General features: G+C 71.5%; 17 protein-coding genes and 1 tRNA gene. 8 read left to right on the top strand and 10 right to left on the bottom strand.

The window, feature by feature from the left end; all coding sequences use genetic code 11:
- Window positions 1-29: 29 nt before the first annotated feature.
- Complete coding sequence (locus ACY0PA_RS37000) at window positions 30-1076, top strand: NAD(P)-dependent alcohol dehydrogenase (protein WP_473086546.1); 1047 nt, start codon at window positions 30-32, stop codon at window positions 1074-1076.
- 193 nt (window positions 1077-1269) lie between these two features.
- Here ACY0PA_RS37000 and ACY0PA_RS36995 read toward each other — a convergent pair whose 3' ends face one another.
- From ACY0PA_RS36995 to ACY0PA_RS36985, 3 genes are all read right to left on the bottom strand, one after another.
- On the bottom strand, window positions 1270-1851 hold the full coding sequence (locus ACY0PA_RS36995; RefSeq protein ID WP_473081758.1) for a P-loop nucleotide/nucleoside kinase family protein: 582 nt from the start codon (window positions 1849-1851) through the stop codon (window positions 1270-1272).
- 19 nt (window positions 1852-1870) lie between these two features.
- Window positions 1871-3196: an MFS transporter gene (locus ACY0PA_RS36990; RefSeq protein ID WP_473081757.1), complete on the bottom strand. Its 1326-nt coding sequence runs from the start codon at window positions 3194-3196 to the stop codon at window positions 1871-1873.
- Window positions 3197-3268: 72 nt separating this feature from the next.
- Window positions 3269-3916 (bottom strand): bifunctional 4-hydroxy-2-oxoglutarate aldolase/2-dehydro-3-deoxy-phosphogluconate aldolase, encoded by a 648-nt coding sequence (locus ACY0PA_RS36985; RefSeq protein WP_473081756.1) that lies wholly within the window; start codon window positions 3914-3916, stop codon window positions 3269-3271.
- A 58-nt stretch (window positions 3917-3974) separates the two neighbouring features.
- Here ACY0PA_RS36985 and ACY0PA_RS36980 point away from each other — a divergent pair, with 58 nt between their 5' ends.
- Window positions 3975-4763 (top strand): DeoR/GlpR family DNA-binding transcription regulator, encoded by a 789-nt coding sequence (locus ACY0PA_RS36980; RefSeq protein WP_473081755.1) that lies wholly within the window; start codon window positions 3975-3977, stop codon window positions 4761-4763.
- Between the two features lie 23 nt (window positions 4764-4786).
- Here the strand turns inward: ACY0PA_RS36980 and ACY0PA_RS36975 are convergent, their stop codons facing one another.
- The gene (locus tag ACY0PA_RS36975; protein ID WP_473081754.1) at window positions 4787-5671 is read right to left on the bottom strand and encodes a dihydrodipicolinate synthase family protein; all 885 of its coding nucleotides are present in this window, start codon (window positions 5669-5671) and stop codon (window positions 4787-4789) included.
- Between the two features lie 160 nt (window positions 5672-5831).
- Between ACY0PA_RS36975 and ACY0PA_RS36970 the strand changes: the two genes are divergently transcribed.
- From ACY0PA_RS36970 to ACY0PA_RS36960, 3 genes are all read left to right on the top strand, one after another.
- Window positions 5832-6821 carry a 2-hydroxyacid dehydrogenase gene (locus tag ACY0PA_RS36970; protein WP_473081753.1) on the top strand — a complete coding sequence of 330 codons (990 nt, stop codon included), beginning with the start codon at window positions 5832-5834 and terminating at the stop codon, window positions 6819-6821.
- Between the two features lie 58 nt (window positions 6822-6879).
- The gene (locus ACY0PA_RS36965; RefSeq protein ID WP_473081752.1) at window positions 6880-8238 is read left to right on the top strand and encodes an MFS transporter; all 1359 of its coding nucleotides are present in this window, start codon (window positions 6880-6882) and stop codon (window positions 8236-8238) included.
- Between the two features lie 79 nt (window positions 8239-8317).
- Entirely contained in the window at window positions 8318-8989 is a 672-nt protein-coding gene (locus ACY0PA_RS36960) for a GntR family transcriptional regulator (RefSeq protein WP_473081751.1), read from the top strand.
- Between the two features lie 444 nt (window positions 8990-9433).
- On the opposite strand, the gene ACY0PA_RS36955 is transcribed toward ACY0PA_RS36960, so the two are convergent.
- Window positions 9434-9507 (bottom strand) — tRNA-Pro (locus tag ACY0PA_RS36955).
- 144 nt (window positions 9508-9651) lie between these two features.
- Here ACY0PA_RS36955 and ACY0PA_RS36950 point away from each other — a divergent pair.
- The gene (locus ACY0PA_RS36950; protein ID WP_473081750.1) at window positions 9652-10158 is read left to right on the top strand and encodes a DUF309 domain-containing protein; all 507 of its coding nucleotides are present in this window, start codon (window positions 9652-9654) and stop codon (window positions 10156-10158) included.
- Window positions 10159-10216: 58 nt separating this feature from the next.
- On the opposite strand, the gene ACY0PA_RS36945 is transcribed toward ACY0PA_RS36950, so the two are convergent.
- Both ACY0PA_RS36945 and ACY0PA_RS36940 read right to left on the bottom strand, forming a co-directional pair.
- On the bottom strand, window positions 10217-10972 hold the full coding sequence (locus ACY0PA_RS36945) for a sulfite exporter TauE/SafE family protein (protein ID WP_469987763.1): 756 nt from the start codon (window positions 10970-10972) through the stop codon (window positions 10217-10219).
- Window positions 10973-11168: 196 nt separating this feature from the next.
- On the bottom strand, window positions 11169-12356 hold the full coding sequence (locus ACY0PA_RS36940; protein ID WP_473081749.1) for a thiolase family protein: 1188 nt from the start codon (window positions 12354-12356) through the stop codon (window positions 11169-11171).
- Between the two features lie 99 nt (window positions 12357-12455).
- Between ACY0PA_RS36940 and ACY0PA_RS36935 the strand changes: the two genes are divergently transcribed.
- Window positions 12456-13097: a precorrin-8X methylmutase gene (locus ACY0PA_RS36935; protein WP_100592895.1), complete on the top strand. Its 642-nt coding sequence runs from the start codon at window positions 12456-12458 to the stop codon at window positions 13095-13097.
- Window positions 13098-13194: 97 nt separating this feature from the next.
- Here ACY0PA_RS36935 and ACY0PA_RS36930 read toward each other — a convergent pair whose 3' ends face one another.
- On the bottom strand, window positions 13195-13938 hold the full coding sequence (locus tag ACY0PA_RS36930) for a cobalt-precorrin-6A reductase (RefSeq protein WP_473081748.1): 744 nt from the start codon (window positions 13936-13938) through the stop codon (window positions 13195-13197).
- A gap of 17 nt (window positions 13939-13955) precedes the next feature.
- Between ACY0PA_RS36930 and ACY0PA_RS36925 the strand changes: the two genes are divergently transcribed.
- Complete coding sequence (locus ACY0PA_RS36925; RefSeq protein ID WP_473081747.1) at window positions 13956-15068, top strand: cobalt-precorrin-5B (C(1))-methyltransferase; 1113 nt, start codon at window positions 13956-13958, stop codon at window positions 15066-15068.
- Between the two features lie 214 nt (window positions 15069-15282).
- Here the strand turns inward: ACY0PA_RS36925 and ACY0PA_RS36920 are convergent, their stop codons facing one another.
- Window positions 15283-15921 carry a response regulator gene (locus tag ACY0PA_RS36920; RefSeq protein ID WP_473086545.1) on the bottom strand — a complete coding sequence of 213 codons (639 nt, stop codon included), beginning with the start codon at window positions 15919-15921 and terminating at the stop codon, window positions 15283-15285.
- Complete coding sequence (locus tag ACY0PA_RS36915) at window positions 15918-17672, bottom strand: sensor histidine kinase (RefSeq protein ID WP_473081746.1); 1755 nt, start codon at window positions 17670-17672, stop codon at window positions 15918-15920. The genes ACY0PA_RS36920 and ACY0PA_RS36915 overlap by 4 nt, the downstream gene beginning before the upstream one ends.
- Between the last annotated feature and the right edge of the window lie 126 nt (window positions 17673-17798).

Raw genomic sequence — 17798 nt, 5'->3', positions numbered from 1 at the left:
ACAAGACCCCGGACGGTGAAACCGTGAAGATGAAGGCGCTACGACTGAAGGACTGGGGACAGAAACCGGAGCTCGCCGACCTCGACCGGCCGGTGCCAGGGCCGGGAGAAGTCCTGGTGCGCGTGGAGGCCGCCGGGCTGTGCCACTCCGACCTCCATGTCCTCGACGCGGCCCCGGGCGCACTCCCCTACCGGCCGCCGTTCACGCTCGGCCACGAGATCGCCGGGCGGGTCGCCGCCCTCGGCCCCGGTGCGGACGGCGGATCGGCGCCGGGCGAGCGTGTCGTGGTCTACGGCCCGTGGGGATGCGGGCGTTGTGCGCGCTGCGCCGCCGGGCAGGACAACCACTGCGACCGGCGGGGCACCCTCGGCTGGCACGGGGCGGGGCTCGGTCGCGACGGCGGCATGGCCGAGTACGTGCTCGTCCCCGCCGCTCGCCATCTGGTGCCGATCGGCGACCTCCCGGCCGATCAGGCGGCGCCGCTCTCCGACGCCGGTCTGACCTCGTATCACGCCGTCGCCGGTGTGCGGCAGGCGCTCGGCGAGGGCAGCACGGCGGTGGTCGTCGGCATCGGCGGCCTCGGACACCTCGCCGTCCAGATCCTGCGTGCGACCACCTCGAGCCGCGTACTCGCCGTCGACCTGCGCCCCGAGGCCCTCGCCCTCGCGGACCGCTCCGGCGCGCATCAGAGCATCCCGATGGACGCCGACACCGCCGCCGCCCTGCGGAAGGCGACCGGCGGGGTCGGCGTGGACGCCGTGCTCGACTTCGCGGGGGCACAGCCCACGCTCGATCTCGCCACCGAAGTCCTGCGCCCCGGTGGTGAGTTGGCGATCGTGGGCAGCGGCGGCGGTCAACTCACGGTCCGCAAGCCCGGGTTCCTGCCTCCCGGCGTCCGCCTCTCGCTCCCTTTCTGGGGCACCCGCCAGGAACTGGCCGAGGTCATCGCCCTCGCCCGTTCCGGCGCCCTGCGCGTGGAGACGGAGCAGCTCCCGCTGTCCTCGGCCCCGGACGCCATCGACCGGCTTCGCCAGGGGCTGATCCGGGGGCGGGCGGTGCTGGTGATGCCCGCCTAGGAGAACGTGGATTGCGCGCGGGGCATGCGGGCAGGTCCTGGCGGAACCTCTGTGCGGTGCCGGTGCCGGTGCCGGCCCCCGGAAACGGTCCAGGGCCGGCCTCGGAATTCTCCGAAACCGACCCTGATCTGCGACTCTCAAAAGTCAGGACGACAGGATGTGAACCTGCGACCCCCAGCCCCGCCGTCGGCCGTCACCCCAGCCCGTCCAACCCCCGTCCCACAGCATCCGCGTCGATGCCGTGACCGCCATTGTCGAACTCCAGGATCCGGGCTCCCGTCCAACGGCATTCGGCGGTAGACGCCTTATCCCAGAAGGCGTCCCAGTCGGCCAGCTTGGACACGTCGCGGGCGTGGCCGCGGGCCCGCACCCGTGCGTGGGCGGTCTCCTTGTCCACGCGGACCCGGACCACCACGTACTGGATGTCCCGGGGCCAGCCATGCCTGTCGGCGAGCGACGTCAGGTAGCAGGGATCGGAGAGGTAGCGGCCGAAGGGGGCGTCGAGGACGACCGAGTTGCCGAGGCGGAGGTTGTCCCCTGCCAGGTCCAGGAGGGTCGCGTACTCCAAGTCCATGACGACGGACTGGTAGTACGGGTTCTGGTCGCGCTCGGACGGGTCCGTGCCGGCCGCGTCCAGGAGCGCCTCGGTCAGCCTCGTGCAGACGGTGTCCTTGTCGAGGTAGACGGCGGCGGACCGCTCGGCGATCAGCCTGGCCACGCTGGACTTGCCGGACCCGGCGGGGCCGATCACGAGGTGGACTCGGGGAGTGCTCATGTACGGGCTCCGGGATGGGTCAGGCGGCGACGGCCGGGCGGCGGTCCTTGACGAAGAGCAGGTACGACAGGCCGCCGACGATCAACAGCACGCCGCCGATCAGGAAGACCAGGCTGTAGTTGTTTCCGGTGGCGTCGAGGATCGCACCGGAGACGACAGGGGCGGCAGCGGCGCCGAGGAACCCGCCGAAGTTCTGGATCGCTCCGAGCGAGGCCACCTGGTGCTTCTCCGCGATGTCGCCGGCGAGCGTCCACAGGCAGCCCATCGGGGCCTGTGCAGCGAAGTATCCGACAGAGAGGAGGACCATCGCGAGGGCCGTGCTGTCCACGTAGGCGACAGGGATGACCGCGACGGCGGCCAGTGCGGCGCCGCCGACGATGGGCACCTTGCGCGAAGTGACCGGGGAGTGGCCCTTGCGGATCAGCCGGCCGGACAGCCAGCCGCCTGCCAGAACACCCGCGATGCCGCAGAGATACGGCAGGGAGGACAGCCAGCCGGTGTCGGCGAGGCTGAAGCCGCGAGAGGTCTGGAGATAGCTGGGCAGCCAGGTGAGGTAGACCCAGACGGTGTAGAAGATTCCGAAGGCACCGAGCACCATGAACCAGGTGTTCTTCTGCCGGAACATCTGTCCCCAGGCGGCCTGCGGCCCGCCCGACGCCTTGGCGGCGGCCGCCGCCTCGGCGGCCTCCGCACCCTTGATCAGCGCCTCTTCGCGCAACGTCGGGTCACGGTAGATCCGCAGCCAGACGAGGACGATCACCAGGCCGAGAGCGCCGACGGCGAGGAACATGCCGCGCCAGCCGAAGGTGATCAGCAGGCCCGTGAGCAGCGGCGGGGCGACGGCGTTGGCGATCTGCGAGCCGGTGTTGACGATCGAGACGGGCAGAGCGCGCTCGTCCTTGTGGAACCAGCGCTCGTTGACCTTGAGCCCCGCGGTGAAGAACGGCGACTCGGCGACGCCCAGGGCGACGCGGGCCGCGTACAGGGTGCCGAAGGAGGTCGCCGCCGCGCCGATCATGGACACCAGCGACCAGAGCCCGGCCGCCCAGGCGTACATCTTCTTGGGGCCGAAGCGGTCGACGAGGTATCCGGCCGGCAGATTGGCGATCGCGTACGGCCAGGAGAAGGCGGCGAGCAGCAGACCCATCTGCGTGGAGCTGAGGCCGAACTCGTCGGCGATGGTGGTGTTCGCGATGCTCAGCGTCGCCCGGTCGAGGTAGTTGACGACGCCGCCGATCACCAGCAGGGCGACGAGGACCCAGCGGATACGGATCGACTTGCGCAGGGCGGTCCCATCCTGGTCCAGGGAATCCGGGGACAAGGGGGCGAGGGTCTGCTCGGCCATGGAAGAGAGCTCCTTTGCTCCATTAACGGCGGGGCGGGGACAGAGAGTTGCCGTAAGGCCGGGGTGTGCGGATCAGGCCCGGGCGTCGGCGATGGCGCCGAGCATGGTGAACGCGGCCCGGGTGACCTTGCGGTAGTCGCCGTCGGCGCGCGCGGCCTTGGTGACGGAGGAGCCGACACCTACGGCGGTCACCCCGGCGTCGAACCATTCCTTCACGTTCTCCGGTGTGACCCCGCCCGCGGGCATGACGGGCGCCTGCGGGAGGGGAGCCTTGACCGTGCGGACGTAGGCCGGGCCGACGAACTCGGCCGGGAACAGCTTCACGATGTCTGCGCCGGCCTGCATGGTGTCGACGATCTCGGACGGCGTGAAGGCGCCGCTCACGGAGACCGCCTGGTAGCGGTTGGCGACCGCCAGCATCGCCGGATTGAGGTTGGGACTGACCAGGAGGTTGGCCCCGGCCGATATGCAGCGGTGCGCGGCCTGCTCGTCGAGGACCGTGCCTGCGCCGATGACGATGCCGTCCGCGCCGTGACGGTCGGCGAGACTGGAGATGACGTCCAGTGCGCCCGGCACCGAAAGGGTGATCTCCAGCGCACGGATGCCTCCCTCTATCGCCGCTTCGGAGACGGCCAGAGCTTCTTCGGCACTGTCGAGGCGGACGATCAGGAGGGCCCCAGGACGGGTGATAGCGTCAAGGGCGTTAAACTTTGTTCCCATAGCGCAACACCGTAAAACAATCTTTCACATTGTGTCACGCGGATGAGAGTGGAGTCACATGAGCGGCAAGGCACCGCTGATCCCCGAGCAGCGCCACCAGGAACTCCTGCGCCTCCTGCGCATCAACGGCGTCCTGAGCATCCGGGAACTGACCGCTCGCCTCGGCGTCTCCCACATGACGGTCCGCCGCGACATCGCCGCCCTCGAGAACAGCGGCCATGTCGTCTCGGTGCAGGGCGGCGTCCGCCTCGCCGACTGGGCGGGCAGCGCACCGCCCCGGGAACGTGCCTCCCGCGCCGCGCTGGAGGTTCCCCGTAAGCAGGCGATTGCGCAGACCGCCCTCGAACTCGTCGACGACGGCATGACGCTCTACCTGGACGCCGGAACGACCTGCCAGGAGGTCGTTCCGCTCCTGGCCGCCCACACGAACCTGACGGTCGTCACCAACGATTTCCACGCCGCCCTCGGCTTGATGGCCCTGCCGTCCGTGCACGCGATCCACACCGGCGGCGAGACCGACGCGGACAGCGGTTCGAGCAGCGGTCCGCTCGCCGCCAGGACGATCGAGGCGCTCAACATCGACCTGGCCTTCCTCAGCACGGGCGCGTGGGATCTCGCCCACGGCGTGACCAGCCACTCCTCGGAGAAGGTCCTGCTGAAGCAGGCCGTCATGGCCTCGGCCGCCTCGGTCGCCCTGCTCGCCGACAGCTCGAAGTGGGGCGGCGTCGAGCGGTTCACGGTGGTGCGCCTCGACCAACTGGACGCGGTCGTCACAGACACCGGCCTGCCGGCCGAGATCACCGACAGCATTGCGGACCGGGGACCGAACGTCCTCCGGGCGGGCTGATCGGGGCGACTGCGACTGGGGACTCAGCCGACCACGTCCGCGACCAACTTCTCGATCTCCGCCGCCGTACGCTCGTCCGGGTGGCCGACCGTCATGCGGGCCGTACCGGCCGGGAGGCCACGTGCGATCAGTGCGTGCTTGATGCGGCCCGTGCTCGGGCCGAGCAGCGCGACCACGCGGTCCACGCGTTGCTGGAGGCGGGCGAGTTCGCCGGTGTCGGCGCCCGCACGGTGCGCCGCCGCCAGCTCCAGGAACGGCTCCGGGAGCGCGCCCGAGCAGCCGGAGATGACGCCCGCGCCGCCGGCGTCGAGGACATCGGTCAGCAGGGCGTCGCTCCCGGAGTAGACGGCGAAGCCGTCTGGGAGGGCGGCACGGTAGGCGGCGACCTCGGTGGACGGGGAGCCACTGAGCTTGACACCCGCGAAGTCACCGTCGGCCGCGAGGCGCCCGAACAGCTCGGGCCCCACGGCGATGCCGCTGCGCTCGGGGAACAGGTACGCATACAGCTCGGCCTCGCCCGCGGCCTCGCGCACCCGGCGGAAGTAGTCGCGCAGTTCGCCCTCGGTGGCGGCGAAGTAGTACGGGGTGAGGGCGGCGATGCGGGTGGCGCCGACGGCGACGGCATCGCGGGTCAGGGCGGCAGCAGTGTGGGCGTCCGGGGCGCCGGTGTGCGCCATCACGGCCTCGGGACCGGCGATCTCCAGGGCCAGTTCGAGGAGCCGACGGCGCTCGGCACGGTCCAGGGCGGGAAACTCGCCGGTCGTGCCCGCGATCATCAGTTGGCCCGTGGTGGAGGCCGTGAAGCGGAACAGCTCGCGTGCGGCCACCAGGTCCACCTCTCCCGTGGTCGTGAACGGGGTGACGAGCGGGGTGATGACGGAGGACTGCGGAGGGGCAGAGGGGGACATAAAGGGGCGATCCTTTCGGGGTGACGCGCACAGCCGACGGCAAGTCATGGGATTTTGGTCAACGGTTAACCGTTGACGGCTCTTGATCGTATGACTCAGGATGACCGAAGTCACGAGCCGCAGGGGTCGCCGCCGACCCCGCTTCACGTCGGAGCGCACCATGCCCGTTCAGCCCGAACACCTCGTCAGCCTCTATCACTTGAACGACCTCGGCCCCGCGGAACTGCGCCGACTGCTCCCCGGCCACCCGGATCTGCGCATCTCCGAGATCGGCCCCGGCGAGGACCCGCGCCACCGCCTTGAGACGCTGTCGACAGCTACGGTCGTCCTCGCTCCGCTGGAGAAGGAGCGGCGTATCACCGCGGAGCTGATGGACGCGATGCCGCACTGCCGGCTGATCCAGTCGGTCGCGGTGGGCTTTGACGGAGTCGACCACCTCGCCGCCGCCGAGCGCGGCATCCCGGTCGCCAACCTGCCCGGCTTCAACACCGACGCGGTCGCCGACTGGACGGTGGGTGCCCTGCTGTACCTGCTGCGCCACTACGCCCTCGGCCACGAGAAGGTCGAGCGCGGCGAATGGAGCCCCGACGGCCTGCGCGGCCCCGACGTCTCCTCACTCACCGTCGGCATCGCGGGCTTCGGCAACATCGGCCGCGCCGTCGCCCGCCGCCTCGACGCCTTCGGCGCCAAGATCCTGGTCCACGACCCGTACCCGAGCGACCCCGACCGCGAGTACGTCGGTCTGGAGGAGCTGGCCGAGCGCAGCAATGTACTCACCCTCCACATGCCGCTCAACGAGCAGACGCGCGGTGCAGCGGGCGCCGAACTGCTGGAGCGCATGCCGCACGGCTCGTACGTCCTGAACGCCGGCCGCGGCGGTGTGCTCGAAGAGGAGGCGGTAGCCCGGGCCCTGGACTCTGGCCGCCTGGCGGGTGCCGCCCTCGACGTGTTCGCCGAGGAGCCGCTGCCCGCCGCTTCCCCGCTGCGCGGCCGCTCGGACGTCCTGCTCAACCCGCACTCCGCGGGCGTGACCTACACGGCGTACGACAACCTGCGGGCCTCCGTGATCGAGAGCCTCGACCTCGTGCTGTCCGGCAAGTCCCCGCGCGCCGTCGTCAACGGCGTCTCGCCGGACCAGGCCCGCGGCTGAACCTGCCGCCCGTCCCTATCCCCGCCCCAGTCCCTGCCCCAGGAACGCAAGGTACACAGTGACGTCTACCCAGCCTGGAACCCGGCCCTCCGCCGCCGGCCCCGACTCCCCGCACACCACCGGCCCCCGCCCCCGCACCGGCCGGGTCCGTTTCGCCGTTCTCGGTCTGCTCTTCGCCGGCATCACGATCAACTACATCGACCGGGCCACCCTGAGTGTGGCGCTGCCCCACATCAGCGAGGACTTCCACATCTCCTCGACGATGTCCGGCCTGATCATGTCGGCGTTCTTCTGGACGTACGCCTTCGGGCAGATGCCCGGCGGCTGGCTGGCCGACCGCGTCGGACCGCGCGTCGCCCTCTTCTTCGCCAGCCTGTGGTGGGGCGTGGCGACCGCGCTGATGAGCGTCGCCCGCGGCACCGGCATGCTCGTGGCGCTCCGTATGGTCCTGGGCCTCGGTGAGGCCCCCTCGTTCCCGGCCAGCGCCAAGGTCGTCGCGAAGTGGTTCCCCAAGGGAGAGCGCAGCTTCGCCTCGGCGACGTTCAACAACGGCAACGCCGTCGGGGGCGCGCTGTCCATCCCCCTGGTCGCCCTGGTCGTCGCCGGCCTCGGCTGGCGCGCCGCCTTCCTCGTGGCCGGCGGACTCGGCGTCCTGTGGGCATTCGGCTGGTGGCTGTACTACCGCGACCCCGAGCGCCACAAGCAGCTCAAGAAGCCGGAGTTCGACTACATCAAGGCCGGTCAGGACACCGGGGACGCCCCCGAGCAGACCGCGATCCGGTGGCGCGACCTGTTCCGCTTCCGCGTGGTGTGGGCGATGATGCTCGGTTTCTTCTGCGTCAACTTCGTGGCCTACTTCTTCATCACCTGGTTCCCCTCGTACCTCGTGGAGACGTACCACCTCTCCACGCTCAAGTTCGGCTTCCTCGGCATGGTGCCGGGTCTCGCCTCGATGGTCGGCGGCTGGTGCGGCGGGCTGGTCTCCGACTGGCTGGTGCGCCGCGGAACGCCGGTCACCAAGGCCCGCAAGATCTGTCTCGTGGGCGGTCTGCTCGGCACCTCGGTCATCGCGCTCGCGGTAGTCTCGCCGAGCGTCGGCATGGCGCTGACGGCGCTGTCCGCCTCGTACTTCTGCTCCACGTTCGCCGCCGCCAGTGTGTGGTCGCTTCCCGGCGACGTCGCACCCACCCCCGGCCACGTCGGATCGATCGCGGGCATCCAGAACACCGCGGGTAACATCGCGGGCATCGTCTCCCCGCTGCTGCTCGGCGTGCTGATGGGCAGCAACGGCTCCTTCACCGTGCCCCTCATGACGGCCGGCTGCGTAGCGCTGATCGGCGCGGCGACGTACGCGTTCCTGCTCCCGAAGGTGCAGCCGCTGAGGCTGGACAAGTCCGGCCCCGGGACGGTGGCATAGTGGCTTTCCGTTGACCGTTGACAGTGGGGCGGACGCGCGCGAGCACGGTGCGTCCGCCCAGGGGCGAGGAGGACCAGGCGTGGACCGGCTGGCAGTGGATCAGATACGGCAGCTGCCGCTGGGCGAACGCGTGGCGCACCAGCTTCGGATGCGGATCGTCAAGGGCGAACTGGAGCCGGGCACACATCTCGTGGAGGGCGCCCTGGCCGACAGTTTCGACGTCAGCCGCGGCCCGATCCGTGACGCGCTGCGCCGCCTCGAGTCCGAAGGTCTGGTGGAGTCGCGCCGGCGCGGGGTTTTCGTCACCGGGCTCGACGAGGACGACATCGACGAACTGTTCACGCTCCGCGCGTCCATGGAGCGACTGGCCCTCACCCGCACCATCGAGCGTGCCGACGTCCCCGCCGCGGCCGACCACCTCGATGCGAGGGTCGCCGTCATGGCGAAGGCGGCGGACGACAAGGACCCCTCCGCGTTCGCCGAGGCGGACCTGGAGTTCCACACCACGTTCTACCAACTCGCCCAGCACCGGCGCCTGTGGGCGGCATGGGAGCAGTACCGGCCGGTGTTCGCGGCCCTCCTGGACGTCACCAACACCCAGGACCGCGACCTGCGCCCGTCGGTCGCCTCCCACGCCGACCTGGTCCGCGTGTTCCGCTCGCGCGACACGGATCAGGCGGTTGCGATGCTGAGCGAGCACATCCTCAGCGCCGGGCGCCGGCTGCGCACCAGGCTGAAGGCCGCACAGTGATCCCAGGCGCCGGTGGCTCACTCAGGATGAGCGGGCGCGGGCTGGGGTGACCGTCACCCCAGCCCGGTGTGATGTCGCGGCGTCGACCATGCCGCGGGTCTGCCGGGTCAGCGGGCCGCGAGCATCACGTAGTCCGCGTCGGCGACTGCGGCGTGGAGCGTCGCGGCCGTGCACCGGTCCGAAGTCCGGTTCGTCCGTGGCCGGTTCGCGGCCTGCGCCCACCACGTCCATGTCGAGCGCCCGCAGCAGCCGGCGCGATGGCGTGCCCGATGGGTCCATCCCCTTCCTCAGACCAGCCACGGGAGTTGGTCAGGACGACCGTGGTGTTGTCCACCAAGGCGGAAAAGAGCCGGGGCCACGTGTGCTCTCAGCCGGTCACAACAGACAACGGCTGGTTCGAGAACCTCGAACCAGCCGTTGACCTGCAATGCAAACTGCTAACCGTCGGGACGACAGGATTTGAACCTGCGACCCCTTGACCCCCAGTCAAGTGCGCTACCAAGCTGCGCCACGTCCCGGTCGCGCCGCCCGCGGTTTTCCGCTTGGCGGCGCAGAAAGAACAATACCCCAAGCTCAGTGGTGGTCCGTAGCCGGTGGGATGGGCCGCGGGCGACGGCGGGACCGCTCGGGACGGCCGGGCGCCGGCGCGGGACAATCGAGGCATGAGTGACGTGAGCAGTGGCCGGAACCGCGACCGTGACGAGGAGGGGCGGGCCCGGAACGCGCGCCCCCGCGATGGCCTCGGCCGTCCGCTGCCGTACGGCGCGGAGGGGGTGGCGCGGCAGCCGGAAGGCGTGGTGCGCACTCCCGAGGAAACGGTCGCGGAGGCGCAGGCGCTGCTCGACGCGGGCCGGCCGTTCCACGCCCACGAGGTGTTCGAGGACGCGTGGAAGTCGGGCCCCGAGGAGGAGAGCGGCCTGTGGCGCGCCCTGGCGCAGCTGGCGGTAGGCCTGACGCACGCGGCCCGAGGCAACACGGCGGGCGGCGCCCGCCTCCTGCGCCGCGGCGCCACGGGCCTCACCACCTGGCGCGAGGCGACGGCCCGACCCACCCCGCACGGAATCGACCTGACATCCCTGGAAACCTGGGCGACAACGCTGGCCACGAAGGTGGAAAACCAACCCCCCACCCTGGACGCAGCAACAAACGCCCCCCGACTCCACCCGTAACTGCTCGCCCAGGCCCCCACAACCCGCAGAGGGCCACACCCGAAGTCGTGACGGCGGCTCAGCGCAGCAGGAGCTGCACCCCGCCGACCACCGTCGCCGCGATCACAAGCCGCTCGAACAGCCGCTGGTTGATGCGGTGCACGCAGGCCTTGCCGATGAACGCGCCGGGTACGACGAACAGGACGAGTGCGGCGTCGAGGAGCAGGGAGCGCCCGTTGATCAGGCCGAGGCCCACGCTGAAGGGCACCTTGGCCGAGTTGACGATGAGGAAGAACCACGCGGAGGTGCCCAGGAAGCCGAGCTTCCGGAAGCCCGCCGAGAGCAGGTACATCGACATGACGGGCCCGCCGGCGTTGGCGACCATGGTGGTGAAGCCGCCGAGCACGCCGTAGGAGCGGGCCTTCGCGCGGCCCGCGCGGCTCGCGGTCTCCTCGACGGCCGGCGCGTCCTCCCGGCGTCTGCGCCACACCGTGACGGCGGCCATCAGGAGCAGGATCGCCCCGATCGACGTACGCACCATGGCGTCGTCGGCCCACACCATGAACAGCGTGCCGAGGACCACTCCCCCGGCCACGGCCGGAAAGAGGCGCCACAGGGTGGGCCAGTGGGCGTGTCTTCGGTAGGTCAGTACGGCGAGGATGTCGCCGGCGATGAGGACGGGCAGCAGGATGCCGGTGGACTCACGGGCCGGCAGGACCGCCGCGAAGATGGCGAGGCTGACCGTGTTGGCGCCGCTGACGGCCGTTTTCGAGAATCCGACGAGCACGGCCGCGGCGGCCAGCGCGGCGAATTCCCAGAGGGTTATGGAGTACATACCGGGGACAGATGCTAAACCCATCTATCTGGTGGGCGTCAGGGGGCGCCGCATGCTGGGACGCCGCCCCCCTGCGCGTACTCCCGGGGTCAGTCGGACGGTGGCCTCGGCGCGCTCGGCCGTGAGGTCGACGACGGCCGCGCGGCCGGTGAACCTGCTGCTCGTCTTCTTCGAGTTCCTTACGGTGTGCGGGAGTTCAGGAGCGCTCGACGAGGACGGCCGAGCCCTGGCCGACGCCGACGCACATGGTGGCGAGGCCGCGCGAGCCGCCGGTGCGGCGCATGCGGTGGAGCAGGGTGGTGAGGATGCGGGCTCCGGAGCAGCCCAGCGGGTGGCCGAGCGCGATGGCGCCGCCGGTGGGGTTCACCAGCTCGGGGTCGATGCCGAGGGCGTCGACGCAGGCGAGGGCCTGGGCGGCGAAGGCCTCGTTGAACTCCGCCTCCTGGATGTCGGCGACGGACCAGCCGACGCGGGCGAGCGCCTTCTGCGTGGCGGGCACTGGGCCGATGCCCATGACGTCGGGGTGCACTCCGGCGGAGGCTCCTGCCACGTAGCGGCCGAGGGATTCGAGGCCGAGGTCGTGCAGGGCTTCCTCGCTGACCAGGAGCAGGCCGGCGGCGCCGTCGTTCATGGGTGAGGCGTTGCCCGCGGTGACGGTGCCGCCCTTGCGGAAGACCGGCTTGAGCGTGCCCAGCTTCTCCAGGGACGTGTCGGGGCGGATGCACTCGTCCTGGTCGACGACGACGCCGTCCGGGCGCGTGACGGGGAGGATCTCTGCGTCGAAAAGGCCGTTCTTGCGGGCCTCGGCGGCGTTGTGGTGACTGCGCAGCGCGAAGGCGTCCTGGCGCTCGCGTGGGACGTCGTAGCGCTCGGCGACCTCCTCGGCGGTCTCCCCCATGGCGAGGACGCCGTGCAGCTCCCTCATCTTCGGGTTGACCAGCCGCCAGCCCAGGCGTGTGTCGTACGTCTCCATCTTGTGCGGGAACGCCTCGTCGGGGCGCTGGAGCACGAAGGGGGCGCGGCTCATGGACTCGGAGCCGCCCGCGAGGACGACGTCGGCCTCGCCGGAGGCGACGGTCCGGGCGGCGGTGGTGACGGCTTCGAGTCCGGAGGCGCACAGCCGGTTCACGGTCGCGCCGGGTACGGACTCGGGCAGGCCCGCGAGCAGGGCGGCCATGCGCGCGATGTTGCGGTTGTCCTCGCCGGCCTGGTTCGCGGCGCCCCAGTAGACGTCGTCGATCCGGGCCGGGTCGAGCTCCGGCACACCGGCGAGCAGGCCGCGGATGACACCGGCCGCGAGGTCGTCCGGGCGCACGGTGGACAGGGACCCGCGCAGCTTTCCGATCGGGGTGCGGCGGGCGGCGGCGAAGTGGACGGGACGCACGTGCGGCTCCTGGGGGAAGTTAATTAGCACTGCTAGTTTTGGACTATAGACCCGGGCCCCGCACCTGTGAAGTGGGCACCGCTGGATAGGCTCCCCGCCGTGAGCACTGCGTTCGAGTACGAGAAGTCCGGGGCGGAGATCTACCGCCGGTCCTTCGCCACGATCCGCGCCGAGGCCGATCTCGGCGGGCTGCCCGCGGAGGTGGCCCAGGTCGCGGTCCGGATGATCCATGCGTGCGGGATGGTCGACCTGGCGGGCGACCTCGCGTACTCGCCGGACGTCGCGGTCCGTGCCCGTGAGGCGCTGCGCGGGGGCGCACCCGTCCTGTGCGACGTGTCCATGGTGGCCAGCGGCATCACCCGCAAGCGGCTGCCCGCGGACAACGACGTGGTGTGCACGCTGTCCGACCCGTCGGTTCCGGCGCTCGCCGAGCGACTCGGCACGACGCGCTCCGCCGCGGCGCTGGAGCTGTGGCGGGAGCGGATGGGCGGGGCGGTGGTTGCTGTGGGCAATGCGCCCACGGCCCTCTTCCGGCTCCTGGAACTGGTGCGGGAGGGGGCGGCGCCGCCCGCCGCGGTGATCGGGGTTCCGGTCGGGTTCGTGGGGGCGGTCGAGTCGAAGGACGCGCTGGTGGAGCATGCGGGGGAACTGGGGCTGGAGTATTTGGTGGTGCGGGGGCGCCGGGGCGGCAGTGCGATGGCCGCGGCGGCGGTCAACGCGGTTGCTTGTGCGGTGGAATAGGGTTCGGCCGCACGCCCCGGGGGGCGGCGCCCCCGGTCCCCCACTGTCGCCCTTCGGGCTCGCCCTCAAACGCCGGACGGGCTGGATGGTGCCGGGCTCAGCGCTGGACAACCCCCGCCCACTCCACCGCCTCCGCCACCGATCCCACCTCAGCCACTCCCTCCGGCGTCTCCGGTCGTCGTACGACCAGGACCGGGATGCGCGCCTCTCGCGCTGCGACGAGCTTCGGGGCCGTGGCCTCTCCCCCGCTGTCCTTCGTCACCAGTACGTCGATGTCGCGAGTCCGGAGCAGCTCTCGTTCGCCTTCCCGCGTGAACGGGCCCCGGTCCAGCAGGACCTCCGAGTGAGGGGGCAGCGGTGGCTCGGGAGCGTCCACCGAGCGGATCAGGAAATGGACGTCGTCGATGGACGCGAAGGGCGGGACGCCCAGCCGGCCCACCGTCAGGAACGCTCGGGCGCCCAGGGACGGCAGTACCGTCGCCGCCTCCTCCAGGGAGTTCACGTGGTGCCAGTCGTCGTCCGGTGCGGGGACCCAGCCGGGGCGGCGCAGTGCCAGCAGGGGAACATGGGCGGTGGCCGCGGCCTGTGCCGCGTGGAAACTGATCGTCCCGGCGAAAGGATGGGTGGCGTCGATGAGCGCGTCCACCTGGAGCTCGCGCAGCGCGCGGGCCAGGCCATCGGCTCCCCCGAAACCGCCGCTGCGCACCTCGCCCGCGGGCAGCAGAGGCCGGGCGACCCGGCCGGCCAGCGAGCTCGTCACGCGCCATCCGGGGTGGCCGGTGGTCAGGGCCTCCGCGAGGCGGCGGGCCTCGGTCGTGCCGCCGAGGATCAGTACGTGCACGGGTACGGGGTCCCTTCATGGGTGAGCCGGGCGAGGCCAAGGGCGGACGCGGCGCCCAACTCAAGCACACCGGGCTGCGGCCCGGCTGGACGACCGGCGCCTGTGCGACGGGTGCGGCAACGGCCGCGTACACCGCGATTCTCACCGGCGACTTCCCGGACCCGGTGACGATCACGCTGCCGAAGGGGCAGACGCCCGCGTTCGCGCTGGCGGCCGAGGAGCTGACCCGTGAGCACGCCATGGCGGGCATCGTGAAAGACGCGGGCGACGACCCGGACGTCACACACGGCGCGCTGGTGCGGGCGTCGGTGCGGCTGCTGCCCGCCGGGTCCGGCGTCGCGTTCCGGGCGGGCCCGGGCGTCGGCACTGTCACCCGCCCCGGGCTGCCCCTCGCCGTCGGGGAACCGGCGATCAACCCCGTGCCGCGGCAGATGATGCGGGACCACGTCGCGGCCGTGGCCGAGCGCCACGGCGGGAGCGGTGACGTCGAGATCACCGTGTCCGTCGATCACGGTGAGGAGATCGCCCGGTCGACCTGGAATCCGCGGCTCGGGATCCTCGGCGGGCTGTCCATACTGGGGACGACGGGCATCGTGGTGCCCTACTCCTGCTCCGCGTGGATCGACTCGATCCGGCGGGGTGTGGACGTGGCGCGGGCCGCCGGGCGCACGCATGTGGCGGGCTGCACCGGGTCGACGTCCGAGAAGACCGTCGTCGCCGAGTACGGACTGCCCGAGGACGCGCTCCTCGACATGGGTGACTTCGCGGGCGCCGTCCTCAAGTACGTGCGCCGGCATCCCGTCGACCGGCTCACGATCTGCGGCGGATTCGCCAAGCTGTCGAAGCTCGCGGCCGGGCATCTGGATCTGCATTCGGCGCGCTCGCAGGTCGACAAGTCGTTCCTCGCCGGACTCGCGGCCGAGGCGGGCGCGGGCGCGGAGGTCGCGGCGGCGGTGGCGGACGCCAACACGGGCCTCGCGGCACTCCAGTTGTGGCCGCCGCTCGGCGACCTGGTGGCCGCGACCGCCCGCGACGAGGCTCTGCGCGTGTTGCGGGGCGCGCCCGTCCAAGTCGATGTACTCTGCATCGACCGCGCGGGTGCGGTGGTCGGGCGCTGCGCAGCCCGCTGAGCTCGCGCTTCGGCCCCGTCGCCCGGTTCCGGTAGCAATTACTCCGGATCTCAGGGCTGGCCCTGATGTCCCGGGCGCGCGGGCTGCCTAGAGTTGAGTTCACCGGCACCGCTCCGCAGTCGACGTACGGGGGAGCCACGGGGGCAAATCGGGGGACGACGTCGCCTTCGGAGCGGCCAGCCGGGACCTCTTCACTCCGCGTGCACGGGCGGGGTCAGGCGCGCAGGTAGGTCAGCACCGCGCGCACGCGCCGGTGTTCGAGCAGATCCTGTTCCAGGCGCAGCTTGCCGAAGACGTTCCGTACGTGCGTCTCCACCGTTTTTCCGCCGATGACGAGACGCTGGGCAATCGCTTCGTTCGAGTGGCCCTCGGCCATCAGGGCCAGCACATCCCGCTCTCTGCCGGTGAGGTCGTCGAGAGGGCTCGTGGGGCGGGGGGTGTTCATGAGCTTGGCCACCACGAGCGGGTCGAGGACCGTCTCGCCGGACGCCACGCGCTTGAGCGCTCCGCCGAGTTCGTCGATGTCGGCGACGCGCTCCTTGAGGAGATAGCCGAAGCCCTCGGGCTGCTCGGCCAGGGCCCTGACGGTGTCGGTCGTCTCGACGTACTGGGACAGCAGCAGCACGCCCGTGCCGGGGTGCGCCGCGCGGATCGCGGCCGCCGCGACCAGACCCTCGTCGGTGTGCGTCGGCGGCATGCGGATGTCGAGGAGCACGGCATCCGGACGGTGCTCGGCGACGAGCGCGAGGAGGGGCCCCGTGTCGGAGCACTCCGCGGACACCTCGAAACCGTCGTCCGACAGCAGTCGTACGATCCCCTGCCGCAGCAGCGCCGAGTCCTCGGCAACGATCACCCGCACGGAAGCTCCGCCCTGATTCTGGTCCCGCCACCGGCGGGACTGTGTACATGCAACACTCCGTCGACGGCGGCGAGCCGGTCCGCGAGGCCGCGCAGGCCACTGCCGCGCGCGCTGTCCGCTCCCCCGACTCCGTCGTCGACGGTCTCGATGACGAGCCGGCCGTCGTGGTGCGTCGCGGAGACGCTGACGGCGCGGGCACCGGCGTGCTTGGCCGCGTTGGACAGGGCCTCGCACACCGTGAAGTAGGCGGTCGACTCGACGACCGCGTCGTAGCGCCGGGGTTCGGCCGCGACGACGACCGGCAGGGTCGCCTCCCTGGCCAGCGCGGTCAGCGCGGGGCCGAGGCCCTCGCGGGTGAGGACCGCCGGGTGCAGGCCGTGGGCGAGGCCGCGCAGTTCCTCGATGGCGAGCCTGAGGCTGGACTCCGCCTCGGTCACGGACGCGCGCAGGGCGGCGTCGTGATGGTCGGCGAGGCCACGTTCGACACGTCGCAGCGCCATCAGGGCGAAGACCAGCCTGGCCTGCGCCCCGTCGTGCAGATCCCGCTCCAGGCGCTTGCGTTCGGAGTCGGCCGCCTCCACGATCCGCGTGCTCACGTCCCTGGCGCGGGAGCGCAGCCACACGTTCTCCAGGGCGAGGCGCAGCGCGGCGGCCACCGATGCGAGGAGTTCCGGGTCGTCCATGAGCGCGGGGTCGTGGTGCAGGAGCGCGAGTGGGCGGCCGTCCGCCGCGCCGACGGGGGTGCGGCCGGGGCCGTCCACCGTCACTTCACGCCCGGAGCCGTCGACGTAGGCGCCCCGCTCCTCCCGCCACAGGCCGAGCCTCAGCGTCGGGTCGCCCAGGACGCGGGCCAGCGCCTCGCGCAGCCGGGCCGGGTCGGGGTCGGTGCCGACCTCGATGACGAGGCCGCTGACCTCGGCGCGCTGGAGGTGCATGCGCAGCAGTCCGGCGAGGAACGCGAACGGCACGGCGACCTGCGCGAGGTCGGACAGCAGATAGACGGCCTGCTCACCGGTGTCGCCGACGTGGCCGAACCACGGCACGACGTAGAAGAGCATGTCCCACATCAGGAACACGACGGCGACGGCGATGCCGATCCAGGCCGGGAGCAGCGCCTGCCTGCGGGCGGCCGAGGCGTGCCGCCAGCGCTGCACCACGGCCACCGCGGCGCCGGCGGAGATGACCCAGCCGAGCGCGTGGTACACGGTGTCGACGGGGCCGAAGAGGTCGTGGGTGCCGGGAATGAACAGGGCGTTCGGACCGCAGCCCACGCAGTCGAGATACGTCGCGCCGGTGGCCTGTGCCGGGTCGAACAGGAGCGTGCGCAGCAGGCCGCCGACCGCGACGAGCCCGTACGCGAACTGGACCAGTCGCCGGGTCAGGACCGTCGTGAGGCGGCCCTCGGGAAAGCAGAGGATGAGGTGCAGGAGGATCGCCATGTTCAGCGCCTCCCACCAGGCGCCGAACGCGAACAGGGCGGGTACGGAGGTGCCTTGGAGGTTCCCGAAGAACCAGGTGACGCCCTCGGCGATCATCAGGGGGCCGGTCCGGTTGGCGGGCCTGCGCCGCCAGGCCACGATCCCCGCGGCCGCGTACGCCCAGCCCACGGAGAGGTCTCGCACCACGTCGCCCGCGGACCCACCGGCCCGCAGGTACGCCCACGAGCCCGCCGCTCCCGATACGGCGGCGAGTGCCGCGGCCCCGGTCAGGCGCAGCCGAACCGCCCGCTTCCCCTGACTGTCCACGGCCCACACGGTAAGCCATTTGGGGGAACGGTGCGCACTCGGTGTCGCACAGCTTACGCACCGTGCTCGATGGACCCCGGCCTCGTGCCCTGGCAGAGTGGCGGCCGTCCGCACATGATCCATGGG

It is taken from the genome of Streptomyces sp. DS1-CR2, from assembly GCF_055760475.1.
This window is presented reverse-complemented; position numbering and strand designations above follow the sequence as displayed.